At 63.8% G+C, this 16886-nt stretch carries 16 protein-coding genes and 2 tRNA genes; 9 read left to right on the top strand and 9 right to left on the bottom strand.

The genetic code is table 11. The features are described from left to right. The first annotated feature begins 256 nt into the window (after positions 1 to 256). From leuA to Y88_RS02585, 3 genes are all read left to right on the top strand, one after another. Positions 257 to 1930, top strand: a complete 1674-nt coding sequence (gene leuA / locus Y88_RS02595; protein ID WP_008065987.1) for a 2-isopropylmalate synthase — start codon at positions 257 to 259, stop codon at positions 1928 to 1930. A 142-nt stretch (positions 1931 to 2072) separates the two neighbouring features. After that, a complete protein-coding gene (locus Y88_RS02590; protein WP_018075216.1) occupies positions 2073 to 3125 on the top strand; it encodes an amidohydrolase family protein in 1053 nt (350 codons plus the stop codon). 66 nt (positions 3126 to 3191) lie between these two features. Continuing rightward, complete coding sequence (locus Y88_RS02585) at positions 3192 to 4172, top strand: NAD(P)H-dependent flavin oxidoreductase (protein WP_026166755.1); 981 nt, start codon at positions 3192 to 3194, stop codon at positions 4170 to 4172. A gap of 11 nt (positions 4173 to 4183) precedes the next feature. Here Y88_RS02585 and Y88_RS02580 read toward each other — a convergent pair whose 3' ends face one another. From Y88_RS02580 to Y88_RS02565, 4 genes are all read right to left on the bottom strand, one after another. Then, positions 4184 to 4702 (bottom strand): AHH domain-containing protein, encoded by a 519-nt coding sequence (locus Y88_RS02580; RefSeq protein WP_081458626.1) that lies wholly within the window; start codon positions 4700 to 4702, stop codon positions 4184 to 4186. 106 nt (positions 4703 to 4808) lie between these two features. After that, positions 4809 to 5621 carry a hypothetical protein gene (locus Y88_RS02575; protein WP_008065978.1) on the bottom strand — a complete coding sequence of 271 codons (813 nt, stop codon included), beginning with the start codon at positions 5619 to 5621 and terminating at the stop codon, positions 4809 to 4811. Between the two features lie 42 nt (positions 5622 to 5663). Next, positions 5664 to 6173, bottom strand: a complete 510-nt coding sequence (locus Y88_RS02570) for a flavodoxin family protein (protein ID WP_018075219.1) — start codon at positions 6171 to 6173, stop codon at positions 5664 to 5666. Positions 6174 to 6203: 30 nt separating this feature from the next. After that, positions 6204 to 7481: a hypothetical protein gene (locus Y88_RS02565; RefSeq protein ID WP_232280888.1), complete on the bottom strand. Its 1278-nt coding sequence runs from the start codon at positions 7479 to 7481 to the stop codon at positions 6204 to 6206. Positions 7482 to 7702: 221 nt separating this feature from the next. Here Y88_RS02565 and recJ point away from each other — a divergent pair, with 221 nt between their 5' ends. The 4 genes from recJ to Y88_RS02545 all read left to right on the top strand — a co-directional run bounded on the left by recJ (position 7703) and on the right by Y88_RS02545 (position 10183). Further along, the gene (gene recJ, locus Y88_RS02560) at positions 7703 to 9481 is read left to right on the top strand and encodes a single-stranded-DNA-specific exonuclease RecJ (protein WP_008065966.1); all 1779 of its coding nucleotides are present in this window, start codon (positions 7703 to 7705) and stop codon (positions 9479 to 9481) included. A 144-nt stretch (positions 9482 to 9625) separates the two neighbouring features. After that, a tRNA-Glu gene (locus Y88_RS02555) sits at positions 9626 to 9700 on the top strand. 66 nt (positions 9701 to 9766) lie between these two features. Then, positions 9767 to 9841 (top strand) — tRNA-Glu (locus Y88_RS02550). A gap of 129 nt (positions 9842 to 9970) precedes the next feature. Continuing rightward, entirely contained in the window at positions 9971 to 10183 is a 213-nt protein-coding gene (locus Y88_RS02545) for a hypothetical protein (protein WP_008065964.1), read from the top strand. Between the two features lie 12 nt (positions 10184 to 10195). Here the strand turns inward: Y88_RS02545 and Y88_RS02540 are convergent, their stop codons facing one another. From Y88_RS02540 to Y88_RS02520, 5 genes are all read right to left on the bottom strand, one after another. After that, positions 10196 to 10942, bottom strand: coding sequence for a glycosyltransferase family 2 protein (locus Y88_RS02540; protein WP_008065963.1), 747 nt, complete (start codon positions 10940 to 10942; stop codon positions 10196 to 10198). Positions 10943 to 11054: 112 nt separating this feature from the next. Further along, positions 11055 to 12053, bottom strand: a complete 999-nt coding sequence (locus Y88_RS02535) for an FAD:protein FMN transferase (protein ID WP_018075220.1) — start codon at positions 12051 to 12053, stop codon at positions 11055 to 11057. Beyond that, positions 12050 to 12970, bottom strand: coding sequence for a DUF4198 domain-containing protein (locus Y88_RS02530; RefSeq protein ID WP_018075221.1), 921 nt, complete (start codon positions 12968 to 12970; stop codon positions 12050 to 12052). Before Y88_RS02530 ends, Y88_RS02535 begins: the two co-directional genes overlap by 4 nt. 12 nt (positions 12971 to 12982) lie before the next feature. Next, positions 12983 to 13456, bottom strand: a complete 474-nt coding sequence (locus tag Y88_RS02525) for a DUF2271 domain-containing protein (RefSeq protein WP_008065961.1) — start codon at positions 13454 to 13456, stop codon at positions 12983 to 12985. Between the two features lie 27 nt (positions 13457 to 13483). Beyond that, on the bottom strand, positions 13484 to 14089 hold the full coding sequence (locus tag Y88_RS02520; protein ID WP_026166757.1) for a PepSY-associated TM helix domain-containing protein: 606 nt from the start codon (positions 14087 to 14089) through the stop codon (positions 13484 to 13486). Positions 14090 to 14357: 268 nt separating this feature from the next. Here Y88_RS02520 and Y88_RS02515 point away from each other — a divergent pair, with 268 nt between their 5' ends. Both Y88_RS02515 and Y88_RS02510 read left to right on the top strand, forming a co-directional pair. Beyond that, positions 14358 to 15653: an ATP-binding protein gene (locus Y88_RS02515; protein WP_008065959.1), complete on the top strand. Its 1296-nt coding sequence runs from the start codon at positions 14358 to 14360 to the stop codon at positions 15651 to 15653. An 85-nt stretch (positions 15654 to 15738) separates the two neighbouring features. Then, positions 15739 to 16821, top strand: a complete 1083-nt coding sequence (locus tag Y88_RS02510) for a substrate-binding domain-containing protein (protein WP_008065958.1) — start codon at positions 15739 to 15741, stop codon at positions 16819 to 16821. Positions 16822 to 16886 lie beyond the last annotated feature (65 nt).

Here is a 16886-nt window from a genome sequence, read left to right as displayed (position 1 = left end):
CAAGTGAAACGCAATTGCCCATAGCCTGTCGCCATGGCGCGCGAACTGGACCTTACCCTGCGACTTATTCGCCCTTGGGCGTAAGCTGACGCGCCGGTCTCGCGGCGCGCACGGCGCCCAGGGGACTCGACTACCGAAAAGGTAGGCATCGACAAGGCAGATGGTCCGGGACCGTTGACTGGCGCACGCCGCTCTTCATTCCCGCTCCTGGCCATCGGCATATTTCCGCAACATTCCGGTTCCAGAGCACACACCCATGACCATGCTGAAAGACCCCTCGGTCAAGTATCGCCCGTTCCCGCAGGTTCCGCTGACCAATCGCCAGTGGCCCTCGCGCACGATCACCAAGGCTCCCCGCTGGCTGTCGACTGACATGCGCGACGGCAACCAGTCGTTGATCGACCCGATGGATGCCGAAAAGAAGTCGCGCTTCTTCGACCTGTTGCTCAAGGTCGGGGTCAAGGAAATCGAAGTCGGTTTCCCGAGCGCGGGCGCGACCGAATATGATTTCATCCGCGGCCTCGTCGACACCGGACGCATTCCCGACGACGTTCTGGTCCAGGTGCTGACCCAGTCGCGCGAAGACCTGATCCGCACTTCGTTCGAAGCCCTGGCTGGCGCCAAGCAAGCGATCGTCCATGTCTACAACGCGGTTTCGCCGTTGTGGCGCGAAGTCGTGTTCGGCATGACCCAGTCGCAGATCAAGGACATCGCCCGTGCCGGTGCGACGTTCCTGCGTGATCAGGCCGCCCGTTTCCCGCAGACCGACTGGCATTTCGAATACAGCCCGGAAACCTTCTCGACCGCCGAGATCGATTTCAGCATCGAATGCTGCGAAGCGGTCATGGAAATTCTGCAACCGACGGTCGAAAAGCCGATCATTCTGAACCTGCCCGCAACGGTCGAGGCGGCAACGCCCAACGTCTATGCGGACCAGATCGAATATTTCTGCAACAACCTGCCCGGCCGCGACCGTGCGGTGATCTCGCTGCACACCCATAATGACCGCGGCACCGGCGTTGCGGCGGCTGAACTGGGCCTGATGGCGGGCGCCGATCGCGTCGAAGGCTGCCTGTTCGGCAATGGCGAGCGCACCGGCAACTGCTGCCTCGTCACCGTCGCCCTGAACATGTACACGCAGGGCATCGACCCCGAACTGGACTTCTCGGACATCGACGAAGTGATCCAGACGGTCGAATACTGCAACCAGCTGCCCGTGCACCCGCGCCACCCCTATGGCGGCGAACTGGTCTTCACTGCCTTTTCCGGCAGCCACCAGGACGCGATCAAGAAGGGCTTCGCTGCGCAGGAAAAGCGCAACGACCAGATCTGGTCGGTGCCTTACCTGCCGATCGACCCGGCTGACTTGGGCCGCAGCTATGAAGCGGTGATCCGCGTCAACTCGCAGAGCGGAAAGGGCGGTTTTGCCTGGGTTCTGGAACAGGATCAGGGCCTGAAGCTGCCCAAGAAGATGCAGGCGCATTTCAGCCGCCATGTTCAGGCTCTGGCCGACGAACTGGGCCGCGAATTGCAGGCCGGCGACATCTGGCAGGTCTTCCGCCGCGTCTATCGCCTCGACGCACCGCAGCACTTGCAGCTGATCGACTATGAGGAAGCCAAGTCGGCTGACGGCACCCGCGTTTTCGCCGGCAAGATCAGCGTCGACGGCAATGTCCAGTCGGTCAGCGGTCGGGGCAACGGGCTGATTTCCTCGGTCGTCGCCACGCTCAAGGAAGGCTTCGGCATCGACATCGACGTCCGTGACTATTCCGAACACGCCCTGACCGGGGGCAGCGACGCCCGCGCGGCGGCCTATGTCGAATGCGTCACGCCCGATGGCCGGGCCGTCTGGGGCGTCGGCATCGACGAGGATGTCGCGACTGCCAGCGTCCGCGCGATCCTCTCGGCGGCAAACGCCACGCGCATCTGAAAAATCCTTCGTGACGGGGCGGCATCGCAACGACGTCGCCCCGTCACGAACACGCAATCATATCCGGTTGCAGAGCCCGCACATTCGGCCATAGTTCCCGCACCAGTCCCGCGCAGACGGGACCGTTAATACGGGAGTGACCATGCCGGAAGCCGTTCTCGAGCCGGATCTGCCGATCATCGATCCGCACCATCACCTGTGGGACTTGCGCCCACTCCTCCCCCAATTTCCCGAACCGCATCATCCGTTCATCGCGGCGATCGCACTGGCCCCCCATTACACGTTCGACCAGCTGCTTGCCGACACGTCGAGCGGTCACAACATCGTCGGAACCGTGTTCATGGAGTGCGGCGCCTTTTACGATGCCGACTGTGCCCCCGCATTCCGCAGCGTCGGGGAAGTTGCCTTCGTCAACGGGGTCGCGGCCCAAGGCGCAAGCGGACTGTACGGCCCGGGTCGTCCCTGCGCCGCGATCGTGGGCCACGCCGATCTCACGTCCGGAGATGCGGTTCGCCCGGTTCTCGAGGCGCTCGCCGCCGCCTCTCCGCGCTTTCGCGGCATCCGGCATCAGGGCGCCTGGGACGCCGACCCGACGGTGCTCGGTCCGCCCTTTCACGCGCCGCCCGGACTCTATGCCTCGGACGCCTTCCGCGCCGGGTTCCGTCACCTCGGCGAATTGGGGCTGACGTTCGACGCCTGGGTTCTCGAACCGCAACTCGACGACGTGATCGACCTCGCGCGGGCCTTTCCCGACCAGCCGATCGTGCTCGACCATTGCGGGACCCCGCTCAACATCGCGGGGTATCGCGGCCACTTGCACGAACGCTTCGACCTGTGGCGGGAAAAGATCCGCACACTGGCACAATGCCCCAATGTCTCGGTAAAGCTCGGCGGGCTGGCCATGGCCTTTTGCGGGATGCCGGAACAGGGCCCTGGCGCCGGAATGAGTTCGGAAGTGCTCGCCGCCTTGTGGCGCCCCTATCTCGAAACCTGCATCAAGGCGTTCGGGCCGGATCGGGCCATGTTCGAAAGCAATTTTCCGGTCGATCGCTGGGGCGCGGACTACCGCACTTTGTGGAACGCTTTCAAACGCGTGGCGGCGGGGTGTTCGGCGCCAGAGAAGCAGGCGCTGTTCGCGGGAACGGCGGCGCGGATCTACGGCCTTGGTTCCCTGATCGAAGCCCTTGGCGTTTGACAAGCGGGAGGTCGTCCGCCTAATGATTTAATCAGTCACTTAAAACACAAGCGAGAGAGTGTGCCGATGCCCCTGCCCCCCGTGTTCGCCAACTTGCGCCTGCCGGTGATCGCTTCGCCGCTGTTCATCATTTCCTGCCCCGAACTGGTGATCGCGCAATGCAAGGCCGGGGTCGTCGGCAGCTTTCCCTCGCTCAATGCTCGCCCGCTCAGCCAGCTCGACGAATGGCTGCATCAGATCACCGAGGAACTTGCCGCGCACAATCGCGCCCATCCCGATCGTCCGGCGGCCCCCTTTGCCGTCAACCAGATCGTGCACAAGACCAACAACCGGCTTGAGGACGACATCGCCCTTTGCGCCAAGTGGCAGGTGCCGTTGATGATCACCTCGCTCGGCGCGCGGGAAGACGTCTATCAGGCTGCCCACAGCTGGGGCGGGATCGTACTCCATGACGTCATCAACGACCGCTTTGCCCGCAAGGCGATCGAAAAGGGTGCAGACGGCCTGATCCCGGTTGCGGCAGGTGCCGGAGGCCATGCCGGAGCCCAGTCCCCCTTCGCGCTGGTGCAGGAAATCCGCCAGTGGTTCGACGGCATCATCGCCTTGTCCGGGGCGATCGCGCATGGGCGCTCGATCCTCGCGGCACAGGCCGTGGGCGCCGACCTTGCCTATATCGGCTCGGCCTGGATCGCGACGCATGAAGCTCGCGCGGCCGACACCTACAAGCAGGCCATCGTCGACAGTAGTGCTGCCGACATCGTCTATTCCAGCCTGTTTACCGGCGTTCACGGCAATTACCTGCGCTCGTCGATCGTGGCCGCAGGTCTCGACCCCGACCACCTGCCGGAAAGCGATCCGTCCAAGATGAACTTCGGTTCGGGCGGCAATACCGATGCCAAGGCATGGAAGGACATCTGGGGATCAGGCCAAGGGATCGGCTCCATCACCGCCGTCGAAAGCGTTGCCGAGCGCGTCGCCCGATTCACGAGCGAATACCGGGATGCCGCCGCCGCCCTTGCGAACAAGAGCGCGCCCTATCTCGCGTAAGAGAGATGCAGTCAGGCCATCGCCGGCTCGGTCTCCATCCACAGGGATTCAGCCATGCGGTCAAGGTGGCTGAAATCCAGGGCGGGGTCGCGTGCATTGAGCGTGCGCCCTCGCCAGCTGCCCGGATTGAGCAGGCGACGGCGCAAGGCGCGCTGCAACAGGTCGATGCGCATCAATGCTTCGACCGAGGCACGCTCGCTGCGCCGCCCCCGTCGCGCCTTTTGCCAACCGGCCTCGATCTGCCCCATCCGTTCAAGGACGAGTTCGTTATAGGAACGGTGCGGCCCCCGATGCAGCGGCAGGCCGAGCCGCAAGGCTTCCTCGTCCGTGGCAGGCAGCAACATGCCGTTCCGCCGAAAGTCGTGAAAGCCGATACGATCGGTGCCGAGACAATCGATCAATTGCCCGATCCCATGCCGCGCCATGGTTTGACGCGGCAAGACGTGATGGCGCTGCAGGCCCGAACGGTACCCACGTGTGCCAGGAATATTGACCGACCGGAACGACAGTTCCGTGCGCGTCGACCTCATGGACTGGTCATCTCCAGCCCCCCCGGATGCGGAAGTCACGCTGCGCATTTACGGTAAACAAAATATTGCCGGCGCCCGGGATATGCCGCTTGGCACCAAATCGGTTCTAAAGAACCCGGGCTTTGAGGCTGTTTCGACTGTCAGGCTCCACCCAAACGGGTCCGAAACCGACCAAAGTCACTTCGCGGGGCGCATCGACACGCCCATGCGCGACGAGCCAGTCGACCAGGCGAATGGCCACACGCAAGTCGCCTTCCCCCGGTTTTCCGTCCTTTCCGGAAAGGATAAATTCCTGACCGGTGAAATAGGCCAGCCCGCGACTGGCAATCCCGCCGTCCGCGCGGACAAGCCCGGTCAGTGCCAATGCGGGAAACGGACCGCCTTTAAGCCAGATCCCAACCGCCTCGACGAACCATTCCGGCCTCATGGCAATTTGCGCAGGGAGCCAGATCACGGCCCTGACCCCCGGCATCCGCGCCAATGCCATGACAAGCCCGGACAGGATCCTGACGACCGGTTGCAGGTTCCCCGATCCGGCCAGATGCGGCCCGGGCGCCAAAGTGACCTGCGCCAAAGTGCTCGCGGCAAAGTCGCGGGGCAACCCGATCAACTGCATGCCGCCCCGCACCTCGCCTGCTTTCGCCGGCGCCAGTCCGCAACAGTCGAAAGTCAGGCCATCGCAGAGAATCTCGGCCCAACCACCGGACGCATCCTCGTGACTGAGCGAGAAAGCCCGTCCGCGCTGGGACAAGGTTCGCAACCCGTCGATGCCGGGACGCGCGTCGGACGCGAACAGCAAGCCCGCCACGGGCGCAGCGCGCGACGAAACGGCGGCACGGTCCTCGTGTCCGCTGTGACGCTCCTGCTTGTCCCGTTCGTCGGCTGGCACCTTGTGACGACCCCGCGTAAATCCCGGCATTGTGCGACTGCACCGGCGATTGCTGTACCTGCGAGCAGAATGTCAGAAAATTCCAAGTTGCAAGCCCGCTGCCAGCGATCGTCCCAAATCATGACAGGTTGCGATTTCGTCGGGATGAACGGTCTTGGCCGCAAGAATGCTTTCCGCCGTGTCTGCGTGAAGGTTGACGATGAGCGAAGGCGCCACGCGCCGAAGTCGCCAACCGGTGACGATACGGTCGATCTGCGCCTCTGCCCCCTGCCCCGCCGAACCGGCGGCGATGGCCGTGGCATAAGGACGCCCCTCGATCCTGCCGATTACGGAATAATAGCTAAGGTCGAAAAAAGTCTTCATCTCGCCGGTCATCGACCCGAGATTTTCGGGACAGACGAAGAGGTAGCCGCCTGCCGACAGGATATCTTCCGGCCCGGCATGTCCTGCCGCGACCAGCCGCGCCGGACCTTCCTCCAGCGCGCCCGCAAAAGCTGCAGCAGCCATTGCCCGCGCGGCGCCGGTGCGGCTGTGCCACACGATCAGCAAGCCACCCGTGGCGGCCGGGGCCGGATTACCCACAGCCACCCCCACATCTTGTCCACAGGCCTGTCAACAACCGTCCCCGCTTCCCAATGCGCCACCGATCAGTCCACCCAGACCGCCAAACCCGCGCTTTTTCCGGGGCTGGCATGGCTGATCGGACTTCCGCTGGCGGGAATCGCCGTCATCCATCCCGTTCATGCCCGGCATTCCGGGCATGAAGCTGGTCATGGAGCGATGGCGAATGCGCGCTTCCCATTGAATATGCCAGACCGCACGCGGATCGGTCGGTCGCGGCGGATAGGCAAAGCTTTCTTCCGGTCCATAGGCGATCATCGTCGTCATCATGAAATTGGGGGCTGCGGCATGGACTTCGGCCGGGATCGTGCACGTCGAAGCCTGAGGCGGCAGCACGGTGCGCCCCGCGACCAGCGGCGCGACTGTCGCCGGAGACAACCAGTCGGAGAGGCCGCCGCCGAACTCGCGACTTGCCGATGACGTCCACCAGACCAGATCCTCGACCTGTCCACCGCCACTGCCTTTTCCACCCATCAGCGAGGCATAATAGCCCGTCGCATCGGCAAGTGGCGACCATTGCATGATGATGGCGCCCGAAGGTTGCCCCTGCGACGTCACGCGCAAGGGCGCCATGAAGTCATGCGTCAGGTTAAAATTCATGTCCGGCGCATAATTGGCAACGACGCGATGAGCGCCGGGCAGCGCACTGTCGGGCGAAAGCGTCTTGCGGTCGTCCGTATTGGGCCAGACGCCATAGGTGCGACTCGTCGTGGGACTGACCCAGCGATCAAGCGGCACTTGCGTCGACCACAGGTCCGCAGGCATCTGCCCGGCGGCAACCTTGGCGAAATCGATCACCACCGGCTGCCCGGCCGGGGCATGTTCCCCACATCCCCAGAAGATCAACATGCGGCCGCGCGGACGTTGAAACTCACGTTCGCCGGGCAGCGACGGCGGTGAACTCTTGACCGGCTCAGGCGTCCGCAGCGGAACGGACGGGCCGAGCCGGACTCCGGCGGGCATGAAATGATCGCCCTTGGGAGCCTGTCCCTGCGATGCGGTCGTCGATCCCAGTTCCAGCCAGAGTTCGTGCAAGGGGCCGCGTCCACCGCCTCCCCCCATGGCCATACCGAAACCGCCCTTCATCCCGCCACCCATCGCGCCCAAACCCGATGTCGTGCCCGCACGCATGTCGTACCGCGCGATCGGCCCCGTCGTACTTTGCGCCGCCTCGATCCCGTCGACCGCAGCAAGAATGCCCGCACCCGCCACCACGAATGCAGTGACAGACGCAACGGCCGCAATCGACCACTTCCTCTTTCCGGACATGTCGTTCCCCCTTCCCCCAAGATGCACGCGTCACGATCCGGCGACCGCATCGCAAGCGGTCGAAACGGTCCTGCACGCGTGGAACCTGTTCATCCGGCCCTGGTCCTGAGACTCCTGGCCTGTATTTCTATTGGAACGACCCGGGCGCGAGCATACAGCCACCGCCCCATCGAGCGCCATGCTCTTTTGCTTGGCGCGTTTAGGGCCTAACGCTGGGGGCGATGAAACCCGTTACAGCGATCGATCAATCCCTTTCCGGCCAGGCATGGCGCTGGCGCGGCGGCAATATGGACGTTGCCGCCGACAATCCCGGCAATCTCGGCGACAATCTGGTCGACCAGTTGCTGCTCGCACGCGGGGTCGAGCGTTCCGACCTCGACCGGCACCGCCGACCGACCCTGCGCGATTTCCTGCCCGATCCGTCAATCTTTCGCGACATGGACAAGGCTGCGACTCGCCTTGCCGACGCCATCGGCCGCAACGAGGCCATTGCCGTCTATGGCGACTATGACGTCGACGGCGCGACCAGTGCGGCCCTGCTCGTGCGTCTGCTCGCATCCTGTGGCGTCCGCGCGCGCCCTTATATCCCCGATCGCCTGCTCGAAGGATACGGCCCCACGGGAGAAGCCCTCGTCCGACTGGGAGCCGAAGGCGCCAGCCTGATCGTCACTGTTGATTGCGGCGCCATGGCCTATGAAGCGCTGGCGATGGCCGCCGATGCGGGCGTGGAAGTCATTGTCGTCGACCACCACAAGTGCGCCGCCGAACTTCCCCGCGCCATGGCTCTCGTCAATCCCAATCGCCTCGACGAAAGCGACGAAGCGGCAGCCTTCGGCCACCTTGCCGCCGTCGGAATGGCATTCCTGCTGGCCGTGGCGACTCTGCGCGAATTGCGCGCACGCGGCTTTTTCGGTGATCGTCGTCCGCCCGATCTCATGAGCCTGCTCGATCTCGTCGCACTGGGAACCGTGGCTGACGTGGCTCAACTCAGGGGCCTCAATCGCGCGCTCGTGGCCCAGGGGCTCAAGGTTCTGGCCCGGCGCGAGAACACCGGCCTTGCCGCGCTGATCGACGCCAGCCGTCTCAACCGCAGCCCGACGTGCAGCGATCTGGGCTTTGCTCTTGGCCCCCGCATCAATGCTGCAGGCCGGATCGGGGATTCCTCGCTCGGCGTGCGCCTGTTGACGACGGCCGATCCGGACGAAGCGCGCGACATCGCCGCACGCCTTTCCGAACTCAATGACGAACGCCGCGGTATTGAACAAGCAGTGCAGGAAGCAGCCGAAACGGCTCTTGCTCGTCAGGAAGGCCGCGCGGTTCACGTCCTTTCGGGCGAAGGCTGGCACCCGGGTGTCATCGGCATCGTCGCGGGACGTATCAAGGAAAAGACCGGCAAGCCGACCGTGGTCATTGCGCTCGACGCGGACGAGGCTGGAAACGGCAAGGGATCGGGGCGCTCGATCGCAGGCGTCGATCTGGGCGCGGCGGTCATTGCCGCACGGGAAGCGGGCCTGCTCGTTGCCGGTGGCGGCCATGCCATGGCCTGTGGGCTGACCATCGCGCCTGACCGGCTCGAAGAATTCCACACGTTCCTCGAAGAGCGGCTGACCCGCGATGTTGCGCGAGCCCGCGCGGCGCAGACCTTGCTCATCGACCTGTCTCTCACGCCCGGCGGGCTGACCCCCGATCTCGTCGAGACACTCGATGCGGCAGGACCGTTCGGCGTCGGCTGGCCCGGCCCGCGCGTGGCCGTGGGGCCAGTGCGCCTGATCAAGTGCGACCTTGTCGGTACGGATCACGTCCGCATGGTCGCTGCCGGACGCGACGGGCGCTCATTCAAGGCGATCGCCTTTCGTGCAGCGACGACCGATCTCGGGCAAGCCTTGCTCCACGGATACCACGGCCGCCATTTCTGGCTCGCCGGACGCGCGCGCATCGACGATTGGGCCAGCCGTCCGGCGGCCGAACTCCATGTGGAGGACGCGGCATTCGCCGATTGAGGTCGTCGCGACGGCCTCTCCCACGGCTTGTCTGTGGAAAACGATGTCGGCGTGGCGATAAAATGTCATGAGTTTGAAAACAGGGTTGACGGGGCAAGGAAGTGCCAATAGAGGCGCGGACCTGCCCTGCGGCACCAGCCCAGTGGCCCCTTCGTCTAGCGGTTAGGACGCGGCCCTTTCACGGCTGAAACACGGGTTCGATTCCCGTAGGGGTCACCATTACTTCCGATTGGAGCGACGGCTCTGCGGAATAATTGGGACGGTATTACAGTGGCATGCCTTCATGGCCCCTTCGTCTAGCGGTTAGGACGCGGCCCTTTCACGGCTGAAACACGGGTTCGATTCCCGTAGGGGTCACCATAGGCTTTTCGGATAGCGATCCGAAACACTCTCACCAAACGAGAGACCAGCCCCCATCTGGTGACAGACCCGAAACACTGCGGATGCGCGATACAACGCGCGGCGGGTTTTCCCGGTCCGGGTACGATCATGGATCTCCCAGCGTTCTTCGCCATCCATCCTTTTCTCGCCATCGGCATCGTCGCTGCACTCGTGGCGTTCGGTGCAGCTTTGCGCGACTGGATGAACACGCGCCGTCGCGATCTCGACAAAGTGTCGCTGATTTCCTGGGGCATGGTTTCGACGCTCGCCCTGATTCTGGCCATCGTCTGTTTCGCAGTCAGCCTCCGCTCGGGCATCTGATTCGCCAAACGATCACACGTCCGATTCGATCATCCGGTAATCGGGAAACAGGCGCGGTAAGAGAAAGATCGGAACGTTCGATTGCGCAAACGCGCGCGACGTGTTCCCGCCATGCACCTCGTGCAGGCACAGGCCCTGTCGATCGAGCAGATAGCCGCAACGGAAACGAGCATGGGCCGCCCGCGAAAAGGCGCCGTCCTCATCGAAATCCTGATCGGGAAAGCCGATCGCTTCCCAGACCGTCCGGCGATAGGCAAAACCGAAGCCCCAGCCGAGTTCGGTCCCCGCCAGGACCGTCGGGTCGTCGATCACGACCAGTTCGACGCCGATCCCATCACAGACATGAAACGCACCGCAAGGAACGGTCAGATCCCAATAGCCAAGGAACATGGCCCGGCGATCGAACAGGAACCATCCGCGCAAGTTGATGAAATCCGCCCCCATGCCCGAGATGGTATCGACCATCGTCGCCACGTAGTCCGGGCTGTAATAGTCGTCATCGTCGACATGGACGATGATCTCGCCACACGCCATGGCCACCAGGGCATTGCGCTTCGCCCCGATCGATCGGCGCCGACAATCATGAACATAGCGCAAGCGCGGATCGGCAATCTCGGTCAGGACTGGAGACGGCAAAGTGCTGTCGTCCAGAACCAGCCATTCGATATCGTCACAGGTCTGCGCCAGAACGCAATCGCGAAGGCGCGCATGGAAATGATGCCGCTCGTATGTCGGGGTGATGATGCTGACCTTGACCACGATGGAATGTCACTCCGCGCATCATGCCCCATTGCCCGATGCGGCAACGGTCTCGCCGTCCGCCCATTCCGTTTCAATGCGGAACCACCCGGTTTCGGTGGCGTATGACGCCCTAATCCTCGATCATGCGCGCCAGGGCCGCACTGATCGTTTCCGCAAAAGCCGGGTCCTGCCCGGGCAGGCGTTCGACGAAACGAGCGGCAATTCCTTTCCGATCGGCCAGCACCAGACCACGATCAGGGCCCAGTACGGTCAAGGCCGTGGCCCAGGCATCGGCAAGCATCGCATTGTCGTGAAGCACACTGACCGAGGCTATCCGGGATGGAAGCGGCCTTCCGGTCGAAGGATCAATCGTGTGAAGCCCCCGCACATAGTCTCCCGATGTCGCCACGGACGCCTGATGCAATCCGATCCGTAACGGCGCCAGAACCGCGCCGGGGGGCGATTCGAGATCGACCCACCACGGCTGTGCATCCGGCCTCAGCCCACGGGCGACCAGTTCGCCGCCGATTTCGACAAGCGCGTCCTCGATCCCCAGTTCGCCGAGCAGATCGGCCACCGCATCGACAGCAAACCCCTTGGCAATGCCCGAGAAGTCTAGCCAGAGCCCGCCGGGCTGACACAGGCGCCGCGTTTGCGGATCGAACGCCAACCGTTGCCACCCTGCCTGATCGAATGCGTCCTTGAGGTCGGTAGGGGACAGGTCCGCGCGCGCCGGTTCCGCACCGAACCCCAGCAGAGCCGCCGCCCGCCCATGGGTCGGATCGAAGGCCCCTTCGCTCCGCCCGGCAATGTCGAGCGCAGTCCCGATCACTTTCGCGAAATCGGTAGGCAGGACGATCTCTTCGCCCGCTTCCATCCGATTGAACCTAGAGAGAACCGATCCCGGCTCCCACTGGCTCATTTCCGCAACAATGGCGTCGAGACGGCGCCCGATCGCGGTCCGCACATCGTCGGGCCCGACCTTTCCGCGCGAGACGAACCGCACTTGCCAGAACGTCCCCAGGGCTTGACCCGCAAGCATCTCGACAGGCAGCTTCGGATCGCATCGTCCAAAGGCATCGGGCGCAACCTTGTCCGGCAATGCGATCCGAAGCTCCGTGACTGTCACGGGGTCATGACTTCCAGCGTGACGGCCGTGTCCATCTTGCGAACTTCGGCCTTCTTTTCCGACGGATTGTGGTCCTCGGCTTCGGCGCCAAGCCAGTACATCCCCGCGCTCGGCCACTTGATCGTAACCACGCCATCGGGACCGGTGGTGAAGTCGCGCTCTCCCAGATCCTCGCGATAGCGATCGCCACCGGGGATCACCGTCACTTTGACGTGCGCGGCCGGCTTGCCATCGACAAGGAAACGAAAGCGCGCCGTTTCCCCGGCCGCCAGTTCGTTGGGATGCGTGAGCGGATCGAATTCAAGCCCCTTGCCGACCGGCTTGAGCACGGTCGTGGTCGGCGCGCCGAGCGTCACGTATGTCGCGGTCGTGCGGACGACCTCGGTCAGATGGATGTCGGTTGCATCGGCGGGAATATCCTTGAACGCGACAGGAGGAAGACGGGGAGCCTCACCAGCCGGTCGCCGTTCGCCTTCCCCGCCACCGGGACCACCGGGACCACCGGGACCACCGGGACCACCGGGACCACCGGGACCACCGGGACCACCGGGCCGTCCACCGACGCGGCGCTCTTGTCCATTCTCCTTGAACGTTCCGGTGATCATCGTCTGATCGCTGGCCACTTTCCACGTACCCTGCTGATCGAGCTTCAGGTCGAAGACTGACCGGAAACGCCCCTGCATCGCATTGGCCAGCGCCGCCGCCGATCCGTCGGCCTTCCATGCCGTGATCGATCCGAGCTGGATCGGTCGATGATCGAAGAAGAACAGGTGATCCGATCCAGCCGCGTCGAACGTGACGGTTGCCCCCTCTCCTGAAAGACTGGTCGAAGAGGGAAGGATAAAGGGATCGTCGGCCCGCGCGATACCCGGCACGAACAGAGCGGCGGCCAGAATGGCGCCGAACAGAGGCTTCATGAATGGAACTCCTTACCGCGCCGACACGACAACAGCGCCCAGTTCGGTCTTGCCCGAACCGTGCCCACCACCACCGGGAACCGTAACCGGCACGCTCACCAGTTCGCGACCGCCATGTTCGCGCCCCGCTTCAACACTCACCACATAGTTCCCGGGGGCCAGTCCCGACGGCAACGGGATCGTGTACGTTCCCGGTCCACGCGTCGCGCCGCTCACGCCGTCGGCGGGCAGCTGCAGCATCCGGCCCGACTTGCGCCACCAAGAGCGCAGCTCCGAGAGCCATTTGGTACCCGGTTCGTTGCCACCGCGATGGATGTCATACCACACGAACAGGCTGCGCGCGGCGCCGCCTCCGGCCGGCTCGATCCACCCGGCGACATAGGGCTTCTTGTATTCCGCGATGGCCAGACGCGGCAGAGTGACCGTGACGGTCCCCGCATGGGCCGCCGGAACCGCGACGACCGCGCCCGCGACAAGAGTGAGCATCCGTGATTTCATGGGCGGCGATGCCTTTCAATGGACAAAGAAAATCAGCAAAAGCAGGGGAATCGCCACACCCGCGCCGACCAGAGGCCAGGTCTTCTTGCGGTGATTGGCGTGGAACTGGAGCAGCAACAGGCCCGTTCCCGAAAACAGCAGGACCGCCGCCGCGAACGCATCGATGAAGAGACGCCAGACCAGTCCGGTATTGCGCCCCTTGTGCAGGTCATTGAGCGACGCGATCAGCCCCTGATCAGTGGTCTCGGATTTGATCTCGCCGGACATCCGGTCGATGCTGACCCAGGCGTCCCCGCCCGCGCGCGGCATCGCCACATAGACTTCGCCTTCATTCCATTCGGCCGCCCGACCGGCAGGGTCGAGCCCGACTTCCCCCGCCACGGCTCGCGCCACGACAGCCGGGAGCGGTGCATCGGATGCGGACGGCGATTTCTGCACCAGCGACAACAGCGACGGTTGAAGCTTGCCCCCGCGATCGACGACCCGCGGCGTCGCCGGGATCAGGTCCGCATGATTGAGTGTCAGCCCAGTCAGAGCGAACATGAGCATTCCGGCCAGTGCGACTGCCGCACTGATCCAGTGCCATGTATGGATTTGCTTCAACCACCAGCCACGCGAAATGCGGCGTTTGCGGGGAGGCTGAGAAGGCGAGAGAGGCGCGTTTCCGTTCACACCGCACGCTTAGGCGCAAGGCCTTGTGCCAGCAATGCTATTGCAAGTGATTATCACAAACCGTTACACTTTTACAAACTTTGCGATGCCCCGACCGACAGATCCCCCTGCGCACGCAAACCCCCTGCACAGACGAAAGTCGCCCGGAGAAGGATTGTCAGAATTCGGTCATGAACGGCTTGTACCGAGCGGTCCCTCCTGAGACGATAAGCGGCCCATGAACGCGCTTCTTCCCAACAATTCCGAATCCGCGCCATCGAGCCAGCCCGCGTCAGGCGCCAAGGCTCATGCAGGCTTTCGCCTGTCCGGCCCCCCGTGGTCCGGGATCGTCGTCGCCCTGATCACCGGGGTGGGGATGCTGGTGGCCAATGCCGATCCCGTCCTGATCGTGGCGGTCATGATCCTCTGGCTCGGCTCGCTCTGGCTTTCGCAACCCGAACCGGTGATCCAGGTCCGCGTGGCACAGGAAGGCAGCGTGTCGAGGCAGGCCATGGTCGACCTGATCGAACCGTTCGGCGTTCCGGTCATGATGCTCGAAGGACAGCGTATCGTCGCGGCCAACGCCGCCTCGCGCGAGGAACTGGGGCAACATATCGTCGGACAGGACGCGCGCATGGCCCTGCGCCATCCCGAAGCGATCACACTGCTCGACAGCCCTGAAGGCACCGTCACCGTGCGCGGCCTCACCAGCCCGCGCAGCATCTGGCAGGTCCGTCGCGTCCCGATCGACAAGTCCTATTCGCTGATCGAGCTGGTCAACCGGACGGCCGAGGCCGACATCAGTCGCGCCCATACCGATTTCGTCGCCAATGCCAGCCACGAATTGCGCACCCCCCTCGCCTCGATCATCGGCTATATCGAAACGCTTTCCGATCCCGAGGCAAAGATCGACGCAGCGACGAGCGCCCGCTTTCACGCGACCGTCCTGCGCGAGGCGAAACGGCTCCAGCATCTGGTCGAGGATCTGATGTCGCTGTCGCGAATCGAGGCCGAAAAGCACGACATCCCGCGCGACCGCGTCGACCTCGGGCAATTGGCCGCCTCGATCGGTGCCGAAGTCGACGCGACCCTTGGCGAAGAACGCATCATCGTCTCTACCGACGAAGCGATCGTCCAGGGCGACCGCCAGCAACTCGATCAGGTAATCCGTAACCTGATCGACAATTCCATGAAGTACGGCGACCCCAAGCAACCCGTCGAAGTGCATGTCGCACGAGACGGGCGCGAAGCCGTCCTCAGCGTGACCGATCACGGCGAGGGCATTCACCCCGACCACATTCCCTATCTCACCCGTCGTTTCTATCGCACCGATCCGGGCCGCAGCCGCATGGCCGGGGGCACCGGCCTTGGCCTTGCCATCGTCAAGCACATCGTCGAGCGCCATCGCGGCAAACTCGACGTCACCAGCAAGCTAGGCAGCGGCACGACGGTCACGGTTCGATTGGGACTCGTCTCGATGCCCTTGAAAGATCAGGCCCGGGACGAGCAGACACCAGACAGGGAATTGTCATAACACCGTCACAATGGCACCGCATGCCGGGGCGTCTTCTATCACGAAGAGAACGTCCGCCGCGCGAACGAGGGAAAGTTATCCGGCGATGAAAGCTGATCTCCCCACTGGCAGGTTCCGCTCCGGGCAGCGCGCTTCGCGCGCGCTCTTCCCCGTTCTGGCAAGCGCGCTCACACTCGCGCTCTCGGGATGCGACAGCGGCGACGTCGTGCGCGATCAGGTGCGCGCTGTCGGCTCCTCCACAGTCTATCCCTTTGCCAAGGCCGTTGCCGAGGAACTCGCCCGGTCGGACAGCACGCTCAAGTCGCCGATCATCGAATCGACCGGCACCGGTGCCGGCATGAAGCTGTTCTGCGCCGGGGTCGGCCCGCAGTTCCCCGACATCGAGGACGCCTCGCGGCGGATGAAGAAGTCCGAATTCGACGAATGCGCCCGCAACGGCGTGCGCGACATCGTCGAGATTGAAGTGGGTCTCGATGGTGTCGCCTTTGCGCGGAGCCAGGCTGGCGGCGATCTGCCGCTGACGCCCGAACGGGTCTATCGCGCCCTTGCCAAGAACCCCTATGGCCACCCCAATACGGCGCGCACATGGCACGATGTCGATCCGGCGATGCCCTCGATCCCGATTCTCGTCTATGGTCCGCCATCCACGTCGGGGACTCGCGACGCGCTCAAGGAACTGATCCTGACCCGAGGGTGCGACAGCGACCCGGCGATGAAGGCGCTGGCGACCAGCGATCCGGCACGCCACGGCACCATCTGCGGCGAAGTGCGCGAGGACGGCGCCTATGTCGACGCGGGTGAGAACGACAATCTCATCGTGCAGAAGATCGAGGCCAATTCCGATGCCATCGGCATTTTCGGCTATTCCTACCTCGAACAGAATGCCGATCGCCTGACCGGCCTCACCATGAGCTCGGTTCGGCCCTCTTATGCGACAATCGCCGATTTTTCCTATCCCGGCGCCCGCCCGCTCTACATCTATGTAAAGAAGGCGCACTTGCGAGCGATCCCCGGACTTTCCGCCTATGTCACTGAATGGTCAAGGATGTGGAGCAAGGGTGGAACTCTCGCCCGGCTCGGCATGGTCATCGCGCCCGATGATGTTCTGGCCGGAAGCGCCCGCAAAGTCGCCGAATTGCCGTCACTCTCCTCAGCCGATCTGAAATAACCATTCGCATCCCGGAACTGGCCCGTTTCACCCGAAACAGTCCAGACGCCCGCACCAGATCAGGA

Origin of the sequence: Novosphingobium nitrogenifigens DSM 19370, from assembly GCF_000192575.1 — a bacterium.
GTDB classification, from domain to species: Bacteria; Pseudomonadota; Alphaproteobacteria; order Sphingomonadales; family Sphingomonadaceae; genus Novosphingobium; species Novosphingobium nitrogenifigens.
Note: the sequence above shows the minus strand (reverse complement) of the source record. Positions and strands in the feature narration are given on the sequence as shown.

Coding starts and splice junctions, on each gene's coding strand:
- leuA (WP_008065987.1), top strand. CDS start 257: ATGACCATGCTGAAAGACCCCTCGGTCAAGTATCGCCCGTTCCCGCAG.
- Y88_RS02510 (WP_008065958.1), top strand. CDS start 15,739: ATGAAAGCTGATCTCCCCACTGGCAGGTTCCGCTCCGGGCAGCGCGCT.
- Y88_RS02565 (WP_232280888.1), bottom strand. CDS start 7,481: ATGTCCGGAAAGAGGAAGTGGTCGATTGCGGCCGTTGCGTCTGTCACT.
- Y88_RS02580 (WP_081458626.1), bottom strand. CDS start 4,702: ATGAGGTCGACGCGCACGGAACTGTCGTTCCGGTCGGTCAATATTCCT.
- Y88_RS02590 (WP_018075216.1), top strand. CDS start 2,073: ATGCCGGAAGCCGTTCTCGAGCCGGATCTGCCGATCATCGATCCGCAC.
- Y88_RS02545 (WP_008065964.1), top strand. CDS start 9,971: ATGGATCTCCCAGCGTTCTTCGCCATCCATCCTTTTCTCGCCATCGGC.
- Y88_RS02585 (WP_026166755.1), top strand. CDS start 3,192: ATGCCCCTGCCCCCCGTGTTCGCCAACTTGCGCCTGCCGGTGATCGCT.
- Y88_RS02515 (WP_008065959.1), top strand. CDS start 14,358: ATGAACGCGCTTCTTCCCAACAATTCCGAATCCGCGCCATCGAGCCAG.
- Y88_RS02530 (WP_018075221.1), bottom strand. CDS start 12,970: ATGAAGCCTCTGTTCGGCGCCATTCTGGCCGCCGCTCTGTTCGTGCCG.
- Y88_RS02525 (WP_008065961.1), bottom strand. CDS start 13,456: ATGCTCACTCTTGTCGCGGGCGCGGTCGTCGCGGTTCCGGCGGCCCAT.
- recJ (WP_008065966.1), top strand. CDS start 7,703: ATGAAACCCGTTACAGCGATCGATCAATCCCTTTCCGGCCAGGCATGG.
- Y88_RS02575 (WP_008065978.1), bottom strand. CDS start 5,621: ATGCCGGGATTTACGCGGGGTCGTCACAAGGTGCCAGCCGACGAACGG.